This window comes from Vibrio sp. FE10 (genome assembly GCF_030297155.1).
In the GTDB taxonomy this organism is placed as follows: domain Bacteria; phylum Pseudomonadota; class Gammaproteobacteria; order Enterobacterales; family Vibrionaceae; genus Vibrio; species Vibrio apostichopi.
Genome location: NZ_AP028068.1, coordinates 1,629,771 through 1,647,111, shown reverse-complemented (window position 1 = coordinate 1,647,111; position 17,341 = coordinate 1,629,771). Strand labels below are relative to the sequence as shown.

Annotated in this window: 11 protein-coding genes and 1 pseudogene; 2 read left to right on the top strand and 10 right to left on the bottom strand. The window is 41.7% G+C overall.

The genetic code is table 11. The annotated features are described in order from the left end of the window. Positions 1 to 57: 57 nt before the first annotated feature. The 10 genes from tssC to QUF19_RS24100 form a co-directional block, all read right to left on the bottom strand. Positions 58 to 1,533: a type VI secretion system contractile sheath large subunit gene (tssC, locus tag QUF19_RS24145; protein ID WP_017062582.1), complete on the bottom strand. Its 1,476-nt coding sequence runs from the start codon at positions 1,531 to 1,533 to the stop codon at positions 58 to 60. Positions 1,534 to 1,541: 8 nt separating this feature from the next. Beyond that, positions 1,542 to 2,048, bottom strand: coding sequence for a type VI secretion system contractile sheath small subunit (gene tssB, locus QUF19_RS24140; protein ID WP_286300484.1), 507 nt, complete (start codon positions 2,046 to 2,048; stop codon positions 1,542 to 1,544). 17 nt (positions 2,049 to 2,065) lie between these two features. Beyond that, positions 2,066 to 3,640, bottom strand: coding sequence for a type VI secretion system protein TssA (tssA, locus tag QUF19_RS24135; RefSeq protein ID WP_286300482.1), 1,575 nt, complete (start codon positions 3,638 to 3,640; stop codon positions 2,066 to 2,068). 1 nt (position 3,641) lies between these two features. Then, positions 3,642 to 5,633 carry a serine/threonine protein kinase gene (locus QUF19_RS24130; RefSeq protein WP_286300480.1) on the bottom strand — a complete coding sequence of 664 codons (1,992 nt, stop codon included), beginning with the start codon at positions 5,631 to 5,633 and terminating at the stop codon, positions 3,642 to 3,644. Between the two features lie 694 nt (positions 5,634 to 6,327). Further along, positions 6,328 to 7,281 (bottom strand): hypothetical protein, encoded by a 954-nt coding sequence (locus QUF19_RS24125; RefSeq protein ID WP_286300479.1) that lies wholly within the window; start codon positions 7,279 to 7,281, stop codon positions 6,328 to 6,330. After that, a complete protein-coding gene (locus tag QUF19_RS24120) occupies positions 7,274 to 8,266 on the bottom strand; it encodes a DUF2169 family type VI secretion system accessory protein (protein WP_286300478.1) in 993 nt (330 codons plus the stop codon). Before QUF19_RS24120 ends, QUF19_RS24125 begins: the two co-directional genes overlap by 8 nt. Further along, the gene (locus tag QUF19_RS24115; protein ID WP_286300476.1) at positions 8,247 to 9,566 is read right to left on the bottom strand and encodes a hypothetical protein; all 1,320 of its coding nucleotides are present in this window, start codon (positions 9,564 to 9,566) and stop codon (positions 8,247 to 8,249) included. Before QUF19_RS24115 ends, QUF19_RS24120 begins: the two co-directional genes overlap by 20 nt. Positions 9,567 to 9,591: 25 nt before the next feature. Then, positions 9,592 to 10,077 carry a hypothetical protein gene (locus QUF19_RS24110; protein WP_102296758.1) on the bottom strand — a complete coding sequence of 162 codons (486 nt, stop codon included), beginning with the start codon at positions 10,075 to 10,077 and terminating at the stop codon, positions 9,592 to 9,594. Further along, positions 10,077 to 12,155, bottom strand: a complete 2,079-nt coding sequence (locus tag QUF19_RS24105; RefSeq protein WP_286300472.1) for a type VI secretion system Vgr family protein — start codon at positions 12,153 to 12,155, stop codon at positions 10,077 to 10,079. Before QUF19_RS24105 ends, QUF19_RS24110 begins: the two co-directional genes overlap by 1 nt. A 74-nt stretch (positions 12,156 to 12,229) precedes the next feature. Beyond that, entirely contained in the window at positions 12,230 to 12,748 is a 519-nt protein-coding gene (locus QUF19_RS24100; RefSeq protein WP_012600867.1) for an Hcp family type VI secretion system effector, read from the bottom strand. A 454-nt stretch (positions 12,749 to 13,202) separates the two neighbouring features. On the opposite strand from QUF19_RS24100, the gene tssH reads away from it, so the two are divergent. Both tssH and QUF19_RS24090 read left to right on the top strand, forming a co-directional pair. Next, positions 13,203 to 15,896, top strand: coding sequence for a type VI secretion system ATPase TssH (gene tssH, locus QUF19_RS24095; protein WP_286300456.1), 2,694 nt, complete (start codon positions 13,203 to 13,205; stop codon positions 15,894 to 15,896). Continuing rightward, positions 15,883 to 17,263 (top strand): annotated as a pseudogene (locus QUF19_RS24090) (sigma-54-dependent Fis family transcriptional regulator); the annotation flags it as partial. The gene tssH and the pseudogene QUF19_RS24090, both read left to right, overlap by 14 nt. Positions 17,264 to 17,341 lie beyond the last annotated feature (78 nt).

The window sequence follows — 17,341 nt, the reverse complement described above, 5'->3', positions numbered from 1 at the left end:
TGCACTCTAAGAAAAAAGCAGCCAGTGAACCTGGCCGCTTATTTATTTCCAAACTTACTATTGGTCTAGTTTACCAACCAAAGATAAGTCGAAGCTCGCGCCCATGTACTTGAAGTGTGGACGAACAGACATTGATACTTTATACCAACCTGGGTCACCCTCAACGTCAGAGACTTCAACTTTAGCCGCTCGTAATGGTCGACGACCACGAACTTCTGCTGGCGGGTTCTCTTGGTCAGATACGTATTGACGGATCCATTTATTAAGCTCAACTTCTAAATCAGTGCGCTCTTTCCAAGAACCAATTTGTTCACGTTGAAGTACCTTAATATAATGAGCTAAACGGTTAATAATAAACATGTAAGGCAACTGAGTACCTAACTTATAGTTCATCTCCGCCTGTTTACCTTCAGGTGTGTTCGCAAACACTTTTGGCTTTTGAACTGAGTTTGCTGAGAAGAACGCTGCGTTATCAGAGCCTTTACGCATTGTTAATGCCATAAAGCCTTCTTCTGCAAGTTCATACTCACGACGGTCAGAAACCAGAATTTCAGTTGGGATCTTAGTTTCGATCTGACCCATTGCTTCAAAGTTGTAAACCGGTAAATCAGTTACCGCACCACCACTTTGAGGGCCAATAATGTTTGGACACCAACGATATTTTGCAAACGACTCACTGATCTTTGAAGCCATAGCATAAGCTGAGTTGCCCCAAAGATAATTGTCGTGACTATCAGTAACCATTTCATCGTAGTCAAAGGCCTTAATTGGGTTGTCTTCAACTGAGTATGGCGTACGTAGCATAAAACGTGATGTACACAGGCCCACATAACGTGCGTCTTCGTGCTCGCGGAATCCGCGCCACTTAGTGTACTGAGGACCTTCAAATACCGACTTTAAATCTTTTAAATTTGGTAATTCTTCATAAGAATCTAAACCAAAGAATTGAGAGGAAGCAGAAGTAATAAATGGTGCATGAGACATAGCACCTACATTACCCATATATTCCATTAATTTGATATCAGGTGAAGACGCAGACAGTTGGTAGTCACAAATAACGGCACCTACCGGCTTACCACCAAATTGACCGTATTCGCGAGTATAAATCTGCTTATATAAACCTGATTTTACTACTTCAGGTGCATCTTCAAAATCGTCTAGGACTTCGTCTTTCTTAGCCGAAATAAGTTCGATTTGAATATTTTCACGGAAATCCGTGTGATCAACAAGATATTTAAGACCACGCCATGTTGATTCAATCGCTTGAACTTCTTCGTTGTGAAGAATTGCATCAACTTGTTTAGACAACTTTTGATCAATCTCAGAGATCATCAAATCAACCAAAGACTGGTCTACTTTTTCTACCGTTGAGCTGCTTAACAACTCACCAATGAATGCTTCAACGCCACGCTTTGCAACGTCAAAACCTTCATCACTGGGTTTAAGGCGAGTCTCATTTAGAATGCTATCCAGAAGAGAGCCTGATTCAACTAGAGCCGCTTCTTGTTCTGGTGCTTGTGCTTCTGCCGACATGATCTTCCTTACTCTACTTTTTCGCCTTGGTCTGCACCAATGCTTAGTTCATCCAAAAGTTTCTTTCTTGCTTCTTCATCTTGAAGAACTGCTGCAATCTTCTTACGGAAAGCAGGTACATTCCCTAGAGGACCTTTCAATGCAACCAAGGCTTCACGAAGTTCTAACAAGCCATTCAGCTCAGGAACGCTCTTCGCAATTGACTCTGGAGTAAAGTCCTTCATATTTTTGAATGTAATATCAACGCCAATTTGCGCGCCTTCTTCGTCAGAAAGACGGTTTTCGACATTTGCTTTGATATTCGGAGCGTAGCCTTCTAATACTTCGTTAAAGTTATCTTTATCGATATTAATCGGATTACGCTCTTCGATCGGCGTTTCATCTGCACGAGCAGTGAAGTCACCGACAACCATCATACTTAGGGGCAGTTCAACATCATCAGACGCATCGCCTGTTGCTGGAACATAACGTATATTAATTCGCTCTTTCGGAGCCACCGAGCCATCACGTGACATAATTAGTCCTTTCTAGTTTATTGCTGGTCATAAATTGTTTCCCATTCGCTATATCTCACAGGTAAAAAATCCTTAGTTCGATATAGTTCCTTTAGAGTTTTTTGAATTAGATTTTCTAAAGAAAAGGACAAATGAGGTTCCCAAATTGATAGATTTAGTTCCTTAGCCACCGCCCAACTTTGTTCCAAGTAAGGCAAGCACAAAGGGTATAAACCAAAACTTTGGTAGGCTTTTACTAACTTTAAGTGCAACATGAATTGTCCACGGCCGGAGTTATCCAACTCGAGTTTGTTTGACAGTTCAGCCACATATTTACCCAAGTCGCCTAGGGCAATATCCTCCATCTCAGGTAGATCATCTTCAGCTACAACAATAGTTTGAATTATTGATGATTTACCCGAAGGACAAGCATTACCTGTAGACAACCAAGTAATTGTTGCTTCATCCGCAAATGGAATAGAATTTTTGAAAGAGAGGTTTTCAATGCCCTCAAAAGAATCAACAAATCTCTTTGTTTCTTGTTTTACAGCCAACGCGGCCTCGTCATATCCAAGGTTGTCTAACATTGAATAAACGAAATAATGCCCAGTAAGCCAAAATGGCGCATCTGTAAGTGTCCGTTCTAGACGCTTGATCGTATCGATATCGCTCTCTTGGTTTGCTTTATCTCTATATTCTGTCTGCTGATCTGCTGAGACAGCTAAGCTAAGAGGCGTCACATTGTCTTGGTGATCTGGTAAACCATCAACGTCAGCCCATGTTAGATGACGGTAAATCCGATATCCTAAAGGTTCTGTAGGATTTGAATGCACCATTATTTCAGACACTTTTTTTAACGTACGCTTTGACGCAGTCGGAGATGAAAAATCTGTATCAACATCAACAGTACTGGGCTCTCGAGGTTTAATCCGTTTCTGATTAGACGTTGTTTGAGTCTTAGGAACGTCAGTTACACGACTTTGTGGAACATTCGTTTTTTCGGTCGGTGTAACGACGTCAATTAGCGGCTCTGAATCAGCCGCGCTGTCTTGACCCAAGATGTCTTCATTTAGAGATGCGTTCTGCATCAACTGATTCAACTGAGTTTTTATTTCAAAAAAATCAACATCAGAATCTTGAAATATTTCGTCAAACTGACGCTGAATACCTTCAATTAATGTGACGCATCGAGACAAAGCTTCCCAATTAAGAGGTTCTGTAGATAATTTAGTCGCGACGAGTTTGAATTGATGATTAAGCCACTCAACAGCACCGTCTCTTCCTCTCTTCCGTTTAGGATATAACTCGTGACCAAAACGACTGATTGAGTCATTGAGCAAAGATAATCCTTCCTCAAGCCCTATCTCGCCCTTATCCTCCACCAAGGAACGGATCAGATAACAAAGCGCTTTGAGATCCTTACTATGTTGACTTAGCACTTCAATCGAATGGACTTTTACTATATGCCAGTCGACAGTCTCACCAAATAATGAACCAAATTTTTTCACTTCGGTTTCCATCATTTCGTAACAAAACTCATATCTCGCATCTTCACCAGTTGGCGAGTGCTCAGATATTGGTGCTAATAGCGTTTCAGTATCGATCAGACTCAAGTTAACCTCTGCTTTCAGAATTGTAATTTCTAATTGCTCGTTCGATTGCTATAGCACCTCGCGCAGGTTTAGATAATTGATGACTTTTGTCTATTGAATCGCTTGCCATACTATTAAGAATTTCAGTTATTTCGCTGAATTTCTTAGGAGCATTAGTCTCCAGATCGGCTAATGAATCGTGCAGTTTCTGTCGATCAAATACTGATTGTTCAGTTACGGTACTGAACAGAATAAATTCGCTTCTGGCTACTTTGAGAGCTCTTACTTTAGCTTTCAGTTTTGGCGTATTACCGAAAAATGACTGCGCAGCTTCTGCCTCAAGAATCGCTTTAGTGTAGTAGTGCTGTTTTGCATTTTTCTCTATTGAGTCATCTATACCACTGAGTACTTTTCGTGGTAATACATGACTATAAAAATAGGCTCTTGATTGGTTTACTTTCCAAGCAGTCTCAATATCACTGTCTGCAACATCTGATTTCCCATCTAAGATGAGTTCGATTAAACGCTGTTCTTTATTTCCACCAAAAGTGGCTATATTTTGCGAATTGATGGTCGCCTTATTCAGACTTGCCATCGTGTCCGTCAACGCTTTGTCTGCATATGGAAATAGCGAACCGTCACTGTTCAGTTTTTCTCGCAACGCAACGAGTTCGTGCCGGATAGACATCAAAGTTTTAGGAAGTTGATCGACAGACCCTTCGTATTCAATCAAATCCGATTCATAGCTTTTATATAACTTAGCTAATTTGCTCTGTTGTACTTCATAAGCTTCTCGGTAAGGAGCAGTCGAAACGACATCTTTTTCCATGTCCTGCAACGCGAATTCAATATCCCATGGAGACTGAGCTAAAAAAGACGCTGTTTGTGCAGGTTTAATAGTGCTCACAAGACTACTTGAACTGTTGGTAGATTTAACAATCGATTTCCATTCAGGTTGACCTTGATTGTATAAATATGTGCCAGTAATAATTACAACACACAAAACCAAACTCGCTTCTAAGTATCTAAGTCGACCACTTTGAATTCTATCAATAGCCCGATGTTTGGTTAAAACGAGATCAGCATTGCGTAAACTACTAAACAAAGGAGCACTTACATCAGCACCAAATTTTTGTGTATCGATCTTGGCTAATTGCTGCGCAAACGAAGTCGCTGTATACCTGTGCTGTCTAGGGTTGTTAACAACCTCTTTAATTAACTTCCATACGTGGTTAGGTATTAAACCTGGTCGTTTCTTAGCTTGTAATTGAGAGGTCCAAGCATCGCCAAATGCGGCACCAAGAAATAGGTGCCCAGTTAATAACGCCAATGAATAGACGTCATCTTGAGGTTGAGCCACGCCAGACTTTATAAACGCCGGAGACGCATAGCTCATGCTTGCTTCTGCAGAAGTATTAGATTCACCTACATAACGAGCAGCACCAAAGTCTATCAACTTTACGTAATCGGACTCTGTGACAATAATGTTTGAAGGTTTAATATCTAAATGGCAAACACCTCTTGTGTGCATGAACTCAAGCGCACCAGACAATTGATATATCAACCACGCAATATGATCATGCCTAAAACCTTTAGGAGTATGACGAGCCATTTTTTCAGCCAAAGATTCGCCCTGAATCCAATGATACATAAAGTATGGTCTATCGAACTCTTTACCTATTTTAATGAAATCAGCAACACTCGGATGTTGAGACATCTCAAGATGACTGGCTTCATTAATGATTAATTCATTCGCAAATTCAGATGAACCTTCATTTAGAACCTTACAGCAAACCTGTTTTTCAGGGTTTCCTTTCTTGGCCAAGTGATAAACAGTCGTTTTGCCATTTTTTGAAGGTAATGTATCTAACACGTCAAATTGGGAAAAAATCACATACTCTAACTTAGGCTTATTTTTGTTAGCCATGTCCTGAGCTTGTTGATTTTTCTTTTCGATCGCTTTCACAACCAACTTATCTAGATAACCTTTGGCTGTCCCTGGCTTTTCTGGCACGCTAAACTCTTTATCAAACAAAATAAATTAATGCTGGATAATAAATACTGTCTAATACCCTTTTCAATAGCAGTATTTAAAACCATCGGTAATACTATTAATTCAGTTATTATGACTAAACAACAGAACACTACGACAAACGCTTTAACTAGCAACTTTCGACTGTTTTTTCACTCCTAAATATAATACTTACCCGTTAAAATAACGGACTGAACAAACACTGTTAACTGAGTCACATATTTAGCTTATTTTAAATAAAAATATTTTATTTACGTATAAAGATCGATATTTGAAAATGTCTTTCAAAAATAATTTTATTTTTGCATTGAGTTACAATAGGTGTTTGGAAAGTGATTTAACCCAAAAGACATCAGGAACTGGTTGATATAAGATGAAAATGGCAAAGCATTATAAATTGCTGTTCACTAGCAATAAAACCAACGGGAGTCCCACTTGAGCAGGACTTCATTGGCAGAAACCTATAATACTGTTTTTAGCTATGATGGTAAAAAGAGATAAACTACTTTATCAATATGTTCAAAACGTTCGAGGTAAGGTCTTGCAGCGATTTAAGCTACCCAATGGATTAAATACATACCAAGACTAGCTCAAAACACTCAATCACATTTCGATTAATTTTTACGCAAACATTACCATATAAGTAATATTCGCACTTTATCTCACGTTTATATGATCAGTTATCATTCATACAAGTGAGTTGGAGCAACGCCCTTTCTCCTTTAACATCAAACATTAACAGGGTTACGGGGCTATTGTGCGTTACCTCTTGGATAGTGCAGGCCATTAATGCCAATGCAGAACAACTACCCAATGTGCCCCATAAATCATTAATTAACGTGGGCTGCTGTGGGTTATCAAAACATTCGGCGCGTGCACCTAACGCGAATCCATAATCTTCAGTATGAGACCTCAGATTAGTCATATCAGAGAATACAGGCCCAAAACTCTTGATATTGCGACTCGCATTCCTTACGAGCTTCATTACTGACCTTCGCGTTGTATTTGCAGGTTCTACTTCGAAATAACCTAACTTTGCTTTGGGTTTAAGCTTTAACGTTTGCACCAAGTTATTCCGACATAACAGTAAACCCGCCCCGCCCTCACTCGGTATTATGCCCCATGGATTAGTCGAACTCATGACATCTCCAGCTTCGATTAAGTCACTGAGATCATCAACAAGTGAATCTACTGAGATACTCATTATTGCATCGAATTGGTTCAACTTAGCCAATGATGTGGTCAAGTATGATGGTCCACTTTGTTGAACCACTTCATAACGTGATATTGAATCACAATGCTTACATTCACTTAACCACTGACTCATCTCCACTACAGAAATAGAGCCCGGTACATTGACGAGTAACGGAATAGGCTTTAATGATGTAGGTAACTGCTTTAAAAGAGAGTCGATCAAGCTCTCAATAAGCGCCGAACACTTGTCAAACAATGATGTACTGGAAATGTATTCAATACTAGCGTACGTGAACCTTTCAATCCCATCACCGGACACTTGCTGATCGAACCTTCCCAAATCCGCTTTGGCAACTGTTGTGGCAATATCAAGATTCATGCCCGTTGGTGTCATGGCTTCCATACCAATAACGAATCGTGCTGAATTGTTATTCATTATCGGACAACTCCTGTTTTTTATGGATCTTCGTTGACACTAAAAGATGCTCCTCGCCTTGACATGGGAAGGCAGCGCTGTAACTGATTGAAAGTATCCGAGCCTCTGTATCAATGAAAACCGTAGAAATAGGCATATCTACTTGATAGTTGGCATTTTTAAATTGAGCTTCTGCAACATACATCTCTTGGGGGAAACGGAAAGAGAGTGCATCATTATGGCAAAAGCCACTCATCATCAATCGTTCACCGCCAGATATGAATCCTTTGCATTGTTGGTCTAGTGGCGCACTCTGATAAAAACGTTGGTCAAAGTCTACGGGATAAAGAGGTTTCCTATTCTCTAGCCAATCGTCATCAAAAGTGCCAGCATATTGCTGACGAGCCCCAAAAAATGGGGCTAACGGGCCAAATCCAGCAACCCGTGTATTCTTGGGTGTCGCACTCCAATCTTCCGTAGGATAAAAAACCGAAGGAACCTTCTGTTTCAATAGTTCCCCTTTAGTATCAGCAATACCTCCGCCGAGCCGGTTTCTTAAATCGCCTCCGATAGCACAGGAGAAGTCGATCTCTTTTTCCACAAATGGGAGTGGTTTACTTAGCGTTACGCTACCTCCGTGCTCAATCCATTGCCTATCACCAAGTACCGATATGGTTTTGTCGATATGGCCATCAATCAAAAGCCGACACTCATGGTACGTAACTGCCTTTTTCGCGTAGCTTCGGGCCTTACCGAAAATCAGTACATCTGTGTTGGTTTTTACAACTGAGAACTCTTGGTCAGCTTTCATCGCGGAAAGCCCTGCTTCACCCAGATAGACAGGATCGTCATAGATCTCTGTCTCTTCTTGCTCCTTCCAAACAGAGCCTACGAGTTGCCATGAGCGTTTTCCAACGACAATCCAAACCTCATTACCATTCTGGTCCCGTTGAAAGCGGCCTTTGATTGAAAGTTCTGGATGGTTCTCAATATCCCACAACTGCATTATTATTCCTTAGATTAAACCTTTCTGAGGCTGTTGAATTCTGAGTTAGTCGCGTGATATTCCACTCTTGTTGATGAACTGGCATAGCCATATCCCAAGGGATGTATGAGCGAGTATGGAGGCAAACCTGACGCCAAATCCAAACCCTAAAAGCAGCACTGACTTGAGTATCGAACATGGCTTGGATACTGGTTTCTAGAGTCAAAGGTTGTCCCAATCGACCCGGTGACGCTTGTCTGTAGGCACCAATTTCGACCCATTCTTTTAGCTTTTCGAGTATTTCGTGCCACTCAAAGTCTATCCCCAAATTTTTTGGTATCACTGGTAAACGTTTCCCATAGACAATGTAAAGCGCTTGGATCCAATCCTCACCTTCGAACTCGTCAAGGCTAGATACTAATTCAACTATTTTCGGAACATGTTCGTTCAGACCCTGTAATACAAAATCGAACGGAGCCTGTACACTATTCAGATTAAAGCTCTCAAACTCTTTGAGATCCAAAAGTTTGGCAAAAGTGACCACTTCGGGATCAGACACACTATCGATTGAGGTACCAAATTCCTGACGAAACCATGTCCCTCTATCCTCTTTCGCAAGTAATCGCTCAAACAAGTTCTGACTGCTATTTGAGTTTTCAGCTAACCAGAAAACGCTTTCTGCATCGTTTTGTAACGATAAAAATAAATGTGTTTTATGCTCAGAAAACCGCTTGTCTTTAAGCCAACGTTTTAGCAGACCAACTGTGACAGTTTGGCGTAACTGTAAGCACTCCAAGAAAAGCAGGGGCAGTTTACAACCACCTTCAACCATTTCGATTACCACAGAGTCGATACCTGATAATGATGACTGAACAACTAGCAATTTTGCGGTTTGGTAATCCAAATCATCAAGTATCGATAAACCACAAAGTAGGTTTTCGTGCTCTTGTCCAATTTCAGAATTCAACATGAGCCAAGCATAAATGGTTGGTTCGCTCTGCTTTAATTGATGAATCAATCCCGGAGCCAATCGATAGAAAGACAAATAAACATTTTTTAGGTCTTCAATCTGACGCTCAGCCAGCGCTAAATACTCCAGTTTAACGCTTGGGTATCCCCTTTTATGTACTTGTAAGCGTTGCTTTAACAAGAAACCGAGTGTCTCCGAAGCCAGTGACAGCTTTTCATTACACATATCCAGCCACTTGATAGGAAGCTCGTCCAATAAAGTGAGCGTACTTTCCGCATTAGTGATGGCGAGTTCGAAATCTTCATGAGTAATCGGCTGGTTTAGTTGATCAATACCTATTTTTTGACGCATCCGTGAATCCAATCTAGTAACACGATCAATTGATCGCGATAGTGCCGCCTTGAATTTTTTGAGCCTTCTCTGCTTGAGAAGTCACATATTTGGCTTTGGTGGTAATTCGGCCATCACGGCCGCTGTAACGGGTCTCTGTTTCGCCACTTCTCACTATTAACTCTTGTTCCGTTTCAATAACCATTTTCTTGGCTCTCAGTACAAACTCATCCGAGTCATCAATAATGGAGAAAAAGATATCTGTGACTAAAGGAAGGTTAAAGTCGTTATTAAGAAACTCGATACGACATGAAAGGGTGTTATCAATAGCAAGTTGCAACTCAGCTAATTTAAACCCTCTCCCCAACCTCGCATTAATTGGCTGCTGCAACGGGTTTCCTTCGAAATCGACGCGAACACCACTCTTAGTTTCGTTAATCGATACAATTGTTCCAAAACGCGAAAAGCAAGCCGTTGATTCGGCTTGCTGTTCAGTGATGGTTTGTATAATTTGGGTTTGTTTTTCCATCATTAATTGATCGCCACGTTTCCACCTTTGATTACAACTTTATCGCTTCCTTCTATGGTTATTGAGGAACCTGACAACTTGATAGACCCGTCACTATTCATCACTAATGACGAACCACCTGTTTTCAGTACTATCTTGTCGCCGCTTATGACTTGCGTCGCACCATCGGCTTTGTATGAAGTGTTTCCTTTAACAGAGACCGTTAAGTTGCCACCAACCGTCTGGTTATCATCGGCCCCTATATCAGAACTTTTTGATGCACCTACCGTTAAATTGCTGTTTTCACCAACATCCAAATCATCATTCTTACCAATCTTGGTAATTTGATTGTCTCCAATTTCTAAGTCAGAATTGTTCTTAACATATTGAGTTTCATTAGCGTTGTAAGTAACGGATACATCTTGTTCGACAGTTTCAGTAAACGTGCTGTTAACTTGGGTGGTCTTATGTCCGTCAATGGTCTCTTTGTGATCACCGTGAACATCATTTGTCTGATGGCGTGCAACCTTTAAAAACTCATCTTGGCCTATGTCGCGATAACGGTTATTTAAAACCTTGGTCGACATATCCTTTTGCGCATGAATGTAGACTTCTTCTTGGTTAGCTTCGTCTTCAAAGCTCAACTCATTATAGCCTGTCCCTTTATGCGTTTGAGTTCTGAAAGTTGTACGCGTTTTGTTCTCTGGTAACGAATAAGGAGGATAATGAAGTCCGTTATAAACTGCACCAGTAACTAAAGGCCTATCCGGGTCTCCCTCTAGGAAGGTAACAACCACCTCATGACCGATACGAGGTAGGTATACCGCCCCCCAAGTCGGTGCTGCCATTGACTGGCTAACTCGAATCCAACAACTGGAATGCTCATCGCTCTCGCCATAACGGTCCCAATGGAACTGAACTTTGATCCGTCCAAGCTTATCAGTATAGATTTCTTCGCCTGCAGGCCCCACAACGACCGCTGTTTGTGTACCTTCAACCAAAGGAGCCTCAAGTTTTGGAGCTCTAAACTCAACATTCCTAGGAATGCACGCAAACTGATTGTGATATGTAGTTGGCAGACCATTAGTTTCATCTTCATGAACCTGAGGGTCATGGCCACTATGCATTACCGATAACATGAGGTAATCACGGTTGATTGCTGAACGTGGATGCTCACTGATACTAAAACTGTATCCAGACGCCAGCCTCATGACATTACTGGTCGCCTCCACTTGCTGATTATCAACAACATGTTCAGACATCCATTCATTTGATCTTACTTGACCCATCATTGGATCAACGTAACGACCTGGGAAATCGAACAATTTTAGGTCTAAATCGAGTTCGCCGGAGCTGCTCATTTCCTGAGGGATCTTCGGAAACTCGTAGTTATAGTCAGTGTAAGTAACGTGGCCGGTTTTCACTCGATTCACAAGTTCAAGATCAGAGATATGCTCGCGATCTGCAACACCACCACCATCAGCATGATAAACAATAGGACCCAAATAAGACCCGTTAAGTGGTGAGTTCAATAACTCAGCTATTGCATCATTACTGTCGACAATAACCATTGTGTGGTTAGCTTCTGTATGCTCAAAGTAGTACCACATACCATGCTCTGCCAAAATTCGTTGAACAAACTCTAGGTCTGTCTCTCGATATTGGAGCACGTATTCTTTTGAAGGATATACGCCTGAGAGCTCTAGTCGATAATCAGTTACTGACGCATCATCTAAAACTTCAGAGATGATCGCCGACGCTGATTTTTGTTGAAAAATTCGGCAGTCTTGTCTTTGGCTCAAAAACCAAGCTTGCGGAACAAGAGTCAGTTGGTAACGGGAGAATCTCCTACCCGATCCAAGGTAACGAACTTCATTAACTACGCCGTGAAAGCATCTCGCTGAACTGACACCTTGGCCATATAGAGTCAGGCTACCTGGTTTACGGATGAGTGCATCAAATGAGATATCAGGATCAAGTGAAAGTAATGATAGGCTGATTTGAAAAGGCTTTGAAAGCTCTTCGATTACCTGAAAGCTCTCCACACGAAAATCATGCTCAGAGCCTTGCAGTTCAAACTTAAATTCTACGTCATTCACCATATCTTTTACCTGATACTAATAATAGAAATAGGGCCAACAGCAGTTGTTGACCCTTTGTTTTTCACGAAAAGCGATTAAGCTTCGCGTGGAGCACGCCAGTCATCGTTACCAGCAGTACCACAGTTTTCGTGAGTTACTTCGATTGCACGGTAAGTCAGCTTAAGTACTTCTTCAGTTACACGATCTGAAGTTGCAGCGTCTTGACAGTGATTCATACGAGTTTGAATATCTACAAGTAGTGCATCAATTAACTTGATTGAGTAGTAGTGCTCTTGCTTACCTTGTACTGAAGTACGGTAAAAACGGATTACACACTCAGGAAGCTTTTCGCCAGACACTAATGCGTTGAATAACAGAGGTGAACAACGGTCTTGTACTTTAGTTACTACTACAGGGCGGTGAACACGTTGACCTGTTGGTTGGCCACTTTGTGGGTCACGTGGAACTGTTAGTACGTGATCAAGTTCTTGAACTAGGAACTCATCAACGTGAGCTTCTTGCCAAGTGTTACCTACAGAATCTGCAGAGTAAGTATCTTTAGTAATGTGACCTTGAGTTTCACCATTGATAGACATATATGCTGGAGTTGGCATCGATATTTCCTTTTTAAAATTTATAATTCATTAATTCACCAAATCGCTTATCACCGCGACTGATTAAGCTAATACAAACATCATGCCAACTTTATAAAGTAAATAAATACAGTCACTTACAAAAAATGACCCGTTATAAATATTATATTTAACAACAATTTGTTGTTTAGAAAAACGATTTATTGAACGTGGATACTAATAAATTGAATTTAAAACACAAAGGCAAAATAACTATCTCGAAGATTAGAAATAAAGTCAAAAAAACTAGTAATTAAATCATAACACCTAGACTATTTATTATTTTGAACGGAATTTTAAATATTAGTCAGATAAAAAACCAAAACAAACAATAAAAGTAACCAATAAACAATAGTAAATTCATCACCGAATAAAAAACCAGTTATCAATTTTAGTATAATCGCTGCATCCCATATACATAACTAATAGAACTAAAATGATAAATATAAACCTTTCCTCTTTAATACAACGTCTGCACCCTATTGTAAAAGTCGCTTTAGAGGATGCCGCTGCATTAGCCGTATCGGAAAAAGCCAATGAAGTGCAAATTGAACACTATCTATTAAGCTTATTAGAAAGGCCAAATAGTGATTTTGATATCTTATTAAGTCATTTCGATTGCTCAGAGACCATTTTAAGGCAATCCATTCGTTCGACTTTAGATACCAACACAACAGGCAATGGCAGCAAGCCCGTTTTTTCTTCGCTTTTAATCGAATGGCTTCAAGAAAGTTGGTTGGTCTCATCTTTAGATCTATCCGAAACTCAGATTCGCTCTGGCGCCCTACTTCTTACACTCATGAGTAACCCACTACGCTATGGTCAGCACGGCTACGCTTCAATCTTAGACGGTGTAAACCCAGATACCTTAAAGCGTAACTTTTCTGAACTCACAACAAACTCTCTAGAATCTTTAGCAACGACATCAGAAAAAACCGACGCACGTGAAGATGGTTCGGCATTAAGTAAATTCACCACCGACTTTACAGGCAAAGCAAGAAAGGGCGAGATCGACCCAGTATTCTGCCGTGATCAAGAAATCAGACAAATAATCGACATATTGGCGCGACGCAGAAAAAATAACCCAATCGCCGTAGGTGAGCCGGGAGTGGGTAAAACAGCGGTGGTAGAGGGTCTTGCATTAAAAATTACCGAAGGAGATGTGCCAGACTGCCTCAAAGGTGTTGAACTATACGGCCTAGACATGGGCTTACTTCAAGCGGGGGCAAGTGTTAAGGGAGAGTTTGAAAAACGCCTTAACGCAGTACTAGATGAAGTGAAGAATTCACCGACTCCAATCATTTTATTTATAGATGAAGCTCACACGCTAGTTGGGGGAGGCAATCAAGCTGGAGGCAGCGATGCTGCCAACCTACTTAAACCCGCTCTAGCACGTGGTGAAGTAAAAACAATTGCTGCCACCACATGGTCTGAATACAAAAAATATTTCGAAAAAGATCCAGCTCTGGCGCGCCGTTTCCAACTGGTAAAACTTGATGAGCCGTCGGCTACTCAAGCAGCATTGATCATCCGAGGCTTAAGACCAGCCTATGAAAAGTCACACAACGTATACGTACGTGACGACGCAATCACTGCCGCAGCAAACTTAGCTGATCGTTACATCACTGGACGTCAACTGCCAGATAAAGCAATCGACGTGTTAGATACGGCTTGTGCTCGCGTCAATATTAGCCTTAATGCAACACCGGCACCTGTTGAAACATTACATCAAGAAATTGCCGCTGCGAATCGCGAGCTCGAAGCTCTAGAACGTGACCAACTTCAGCAAACTGGTGACAAACACAGTGCCGCTTTAATTCCTGAGCTAAAAGAGAAGATTGAAAAGGCCACAGAAGAACAAGCTACCCTTCAGGTTCAATGGAAAAAAGAGCAATCTCTTATTCAAGAGATCATAGAACTGCGTAGTCATCTTTATAGCCTTACTACTCCTTCGACTGAAGAAGACAGCGCTCCTATAGCTGACAATACGGTTCAAGATGATGACGCACTAATAAGTGACAAACCAAATTGTCATGAATATTCTGAAGAGCAGACTCGCGAAGCTATTCAATCTTGTAACGAACGTTTAGATAACGTGCGCGGTACCAATCCACTCGTTCACTACGAAGTGGGTCCTGACGAAATTAGTCATGTAATTTCTGATTGGACAGGTATCCCTATGGGTAAGATGCTTCAAGATGAGTCGCAAGCGACCTTAAACTTGAAGCAAAACCTAATTCAAAACATTAAAGGCCAAGAATTTGCCATTGATGCGCTTGCTGAAGGTATTCAAACCGCAAAAGCGGGATTAGGTAACCCAGATGCACCAACGGGCGTTTTCTTATTAGTTGGCCCAAGTGGTGTAGGTAAAACAGAAACCGCTCGCGCTATCGCCGACCAAATGTTTGGCGGTGAGCGCTTCATGACCACCATCAACATGTCTGAGTTCCAAGAGAAACACACTGTGTCTCGCCTTATTGGTTCTCCTCCTGGCTATGTAGGTTTTGGCGAAGGCGGTATGCTAACCGAAGCAGTACGTCAGCGCCCTTACTCTGTTGTTCTTTTAGATGAAGTTGAAAAAGCAGACCCAGAAGTACTCAACCTGTTCTACCAAGTTTTCGACAAAGGCACACTGAATGATGGCGAAGGTCGTACCATCGACTTCAAAAATACGCTCATCATCATGACGAGTAACCTCGCGACACATGAGATCGAGTCTTTGGTTCACCAAGCGAAAGACATTGATGCCAATATCGTCGCTGAAGCCATTCGCCCAACATTGAATCAACACTTCAAACCAGCCTTACTGGCTCGTATGTCCGTGTTGCCATTCCTTCCTCTTTCAGACGCAGCAATGACTGACATTATTCATCATAAACTAAAGAAAGTGTCTGAGCGCCTGCAAAGCCACCACAAACTGGCACTTTGCTATGGTGATAACTTAGTGGAATTCGTATTAGGCAACTGCCGCCTTGCAGAGACGGGAGCTCGAAATATTGATGCCGTTATTAACCGTCAACTATTGCCGCAGCTTTCGACTCAACTACTGGTGAATGACAAGGATGATTCACATACTCAAATTGAAGTTTCTGTGGACGAGCAAGGAACTCTAACCTATGCGTTCAGCTAACCATAGTGAGCTTAGTAACGCCCTACTTGCGATCAGCCAATCTCTGGCTGATCGCAGCCAGTTAGCTCAAACTTTGGATGCCGTTCTCACAGCAGCAAGGCAAATGACTTTCGCGAAACATGGCATCATTTACGTGCTTGACCAAACCGGTCAAGCCTTGATTCCGAGCACCGCACATCACCATGAAAAAGTCATCGCCTCACATCCTTGGGAGCCACTGCAGTTAGACACAGTAAGTGAAGCCGACCCATTCAACTTCGCCGTACGTAACGGCGAAGTTGTCTTGATCAATGAGCTATACACTTACAATGGTTATGACTGTGAAGGCATCTATCAAACCGAGCAAACGTTAGGTCTAAAAAGCAATAACTTACTTGCTTGGCCATTGATTGATGATGAAAGCAAAACTATTGGATTATTGGTTTTGCTTGATTTAAGCGTTATCGATAACGAAACCGCACTTACCGAGTTTTGCCGAATGGCGGCGAGTAATATTCGCCATGCCATTTGGTTAGAGCAATATGGTCAAGTGATTAAGAGTTTAAGCGCCGATAACCAAGCGTTGGTTCGTGAAAATACTCAGCTAAAGAAACGGACAAAGAAAACCTATCAAGGTCCGATCGCTGAAAGTGAAGAGATGGTCAATGTATTGAGCCGACTTGATAAGGTGCTCTCTTTGCCTGTCGACGTCTTACTTAGAGGCGAGACGGGTGCAGGTAAAGAAGTCATTGCAAAATACATTCACGAAAACTCGAATCGTTCTGACCAAGCATTAATCGTTCAGAACTGTGCCGCAATTCCTGAACAACTTCTGGAATCTGAACTTTTCGGGCACAGAAAGGGCTCATTTACCGGCGCAGACAAGGACAAAGTTGGCTTATTTGAAGCAGCAAATGGCGGAACCCTATTCCTAGATGAAATTGGCGATATGCCAATGTTACTTCAAGCTAAACTGTTGCGTGTGCTACAAGAACGTAAAGTTCGCCCTGTAGGCGCCAGCAGAGAGATTGAAGTGGATGTTAGAGTCATTGCTGCGACACACTGTAACTTAATGCAACAGATTAAAGACGGAGGCTTTAGGGCCGATTTATTCTACCGCTTGAACGTATTTCCCATCACCTTACCACCTCTGAGATCCAGACAAGCGGACATTATCCCACTCGCCGAGCACTTTGTGCAGCAAACCACGACGATGTTAGGGTTGCCTCAATCACCAGGATTGAGTGCTAATGTGAGAAACCAACTGCTCGCTTACACCTACCCCGGTAACGTGCGCGAGCTTAAGAACATCATTGAACGCTCGGTTCTGCTTTCCGATTTTGAAACTATTACTCAGATTGAGTTTGGTGAACAGATCCCTGAAGAGGTCGAACACCGTCAAGTGGTTGCTCCAGCTACATCGGCAATTCAAACCACGTTCGAACCTGAACCTCTAGGAGATGACG

Excerpts from the sequence above, each read along its gene's own strand:
- QUF19_RS24100 (WP_012600867.1), bottom strand. The coding sequence starts at position 12,748 with ATGCCAACTCCAGCATATATGTCTATCAATGGTGAAACTCAAGGTCAC.
- tssH (WP_286300456.1), top strand. The coding sequence starts at position 13,203 with ATGATAAATATAAACCTTTCCTCTTTAATACAACGTCTGCACCCTATT.
- tssB (WP_286300484.1), bottom strand. The coding sequence starts at position 2,048 with ATGTCACGTGATGGCTCGGTGGCTCCGAAAGAGCGAATTAATATACGT.
- QUF19_RS24120 (WP_286300478.1), bottom strand. The coding sequence starts at position 8,266 with ATGCAGTTGTGGGATATTGAGAACCATCCAGAACTTTCAATCAAAGGC.
- QUF19_RS24110 (WP_102296758.1), bottom strand. The coding sequence starts at position 10,077 with ATGATGGAAAAACAAACCCAAATTATACAAACCATCACTGAACAGCAA.
- QUF19_RS24125 (WP_286300479.1), bottom strand. The coding sequence starts at position 7,281 with ATGAATAACAATTCAGCACGATTCGTTATTGGTATGGAAGCCATGACA.
- tssC (WP_017062582.1), bottom strand. The coding sequence starts at position 1,533 with ATGTCGGCAGAAGCACAAGCACCAGAACAAGAAGCGGCTCTAGTTGAA.
- QUF19_RS24115 (WP_286300476.1), bottom strand. The coding sequence starts at position 9,566 with ATGCGTCAAAAAATAGGTATTGATCAACTAAACCAGCCGATTACTCAT.
- QUF19_RS24105 (WP_286300472.1), bottom strand. The coding sequence starts at position 12,155 with ATGGTGAATGACGTAGAATTTAAGTTTGAACTGCAAGGCTCTGAGCAT.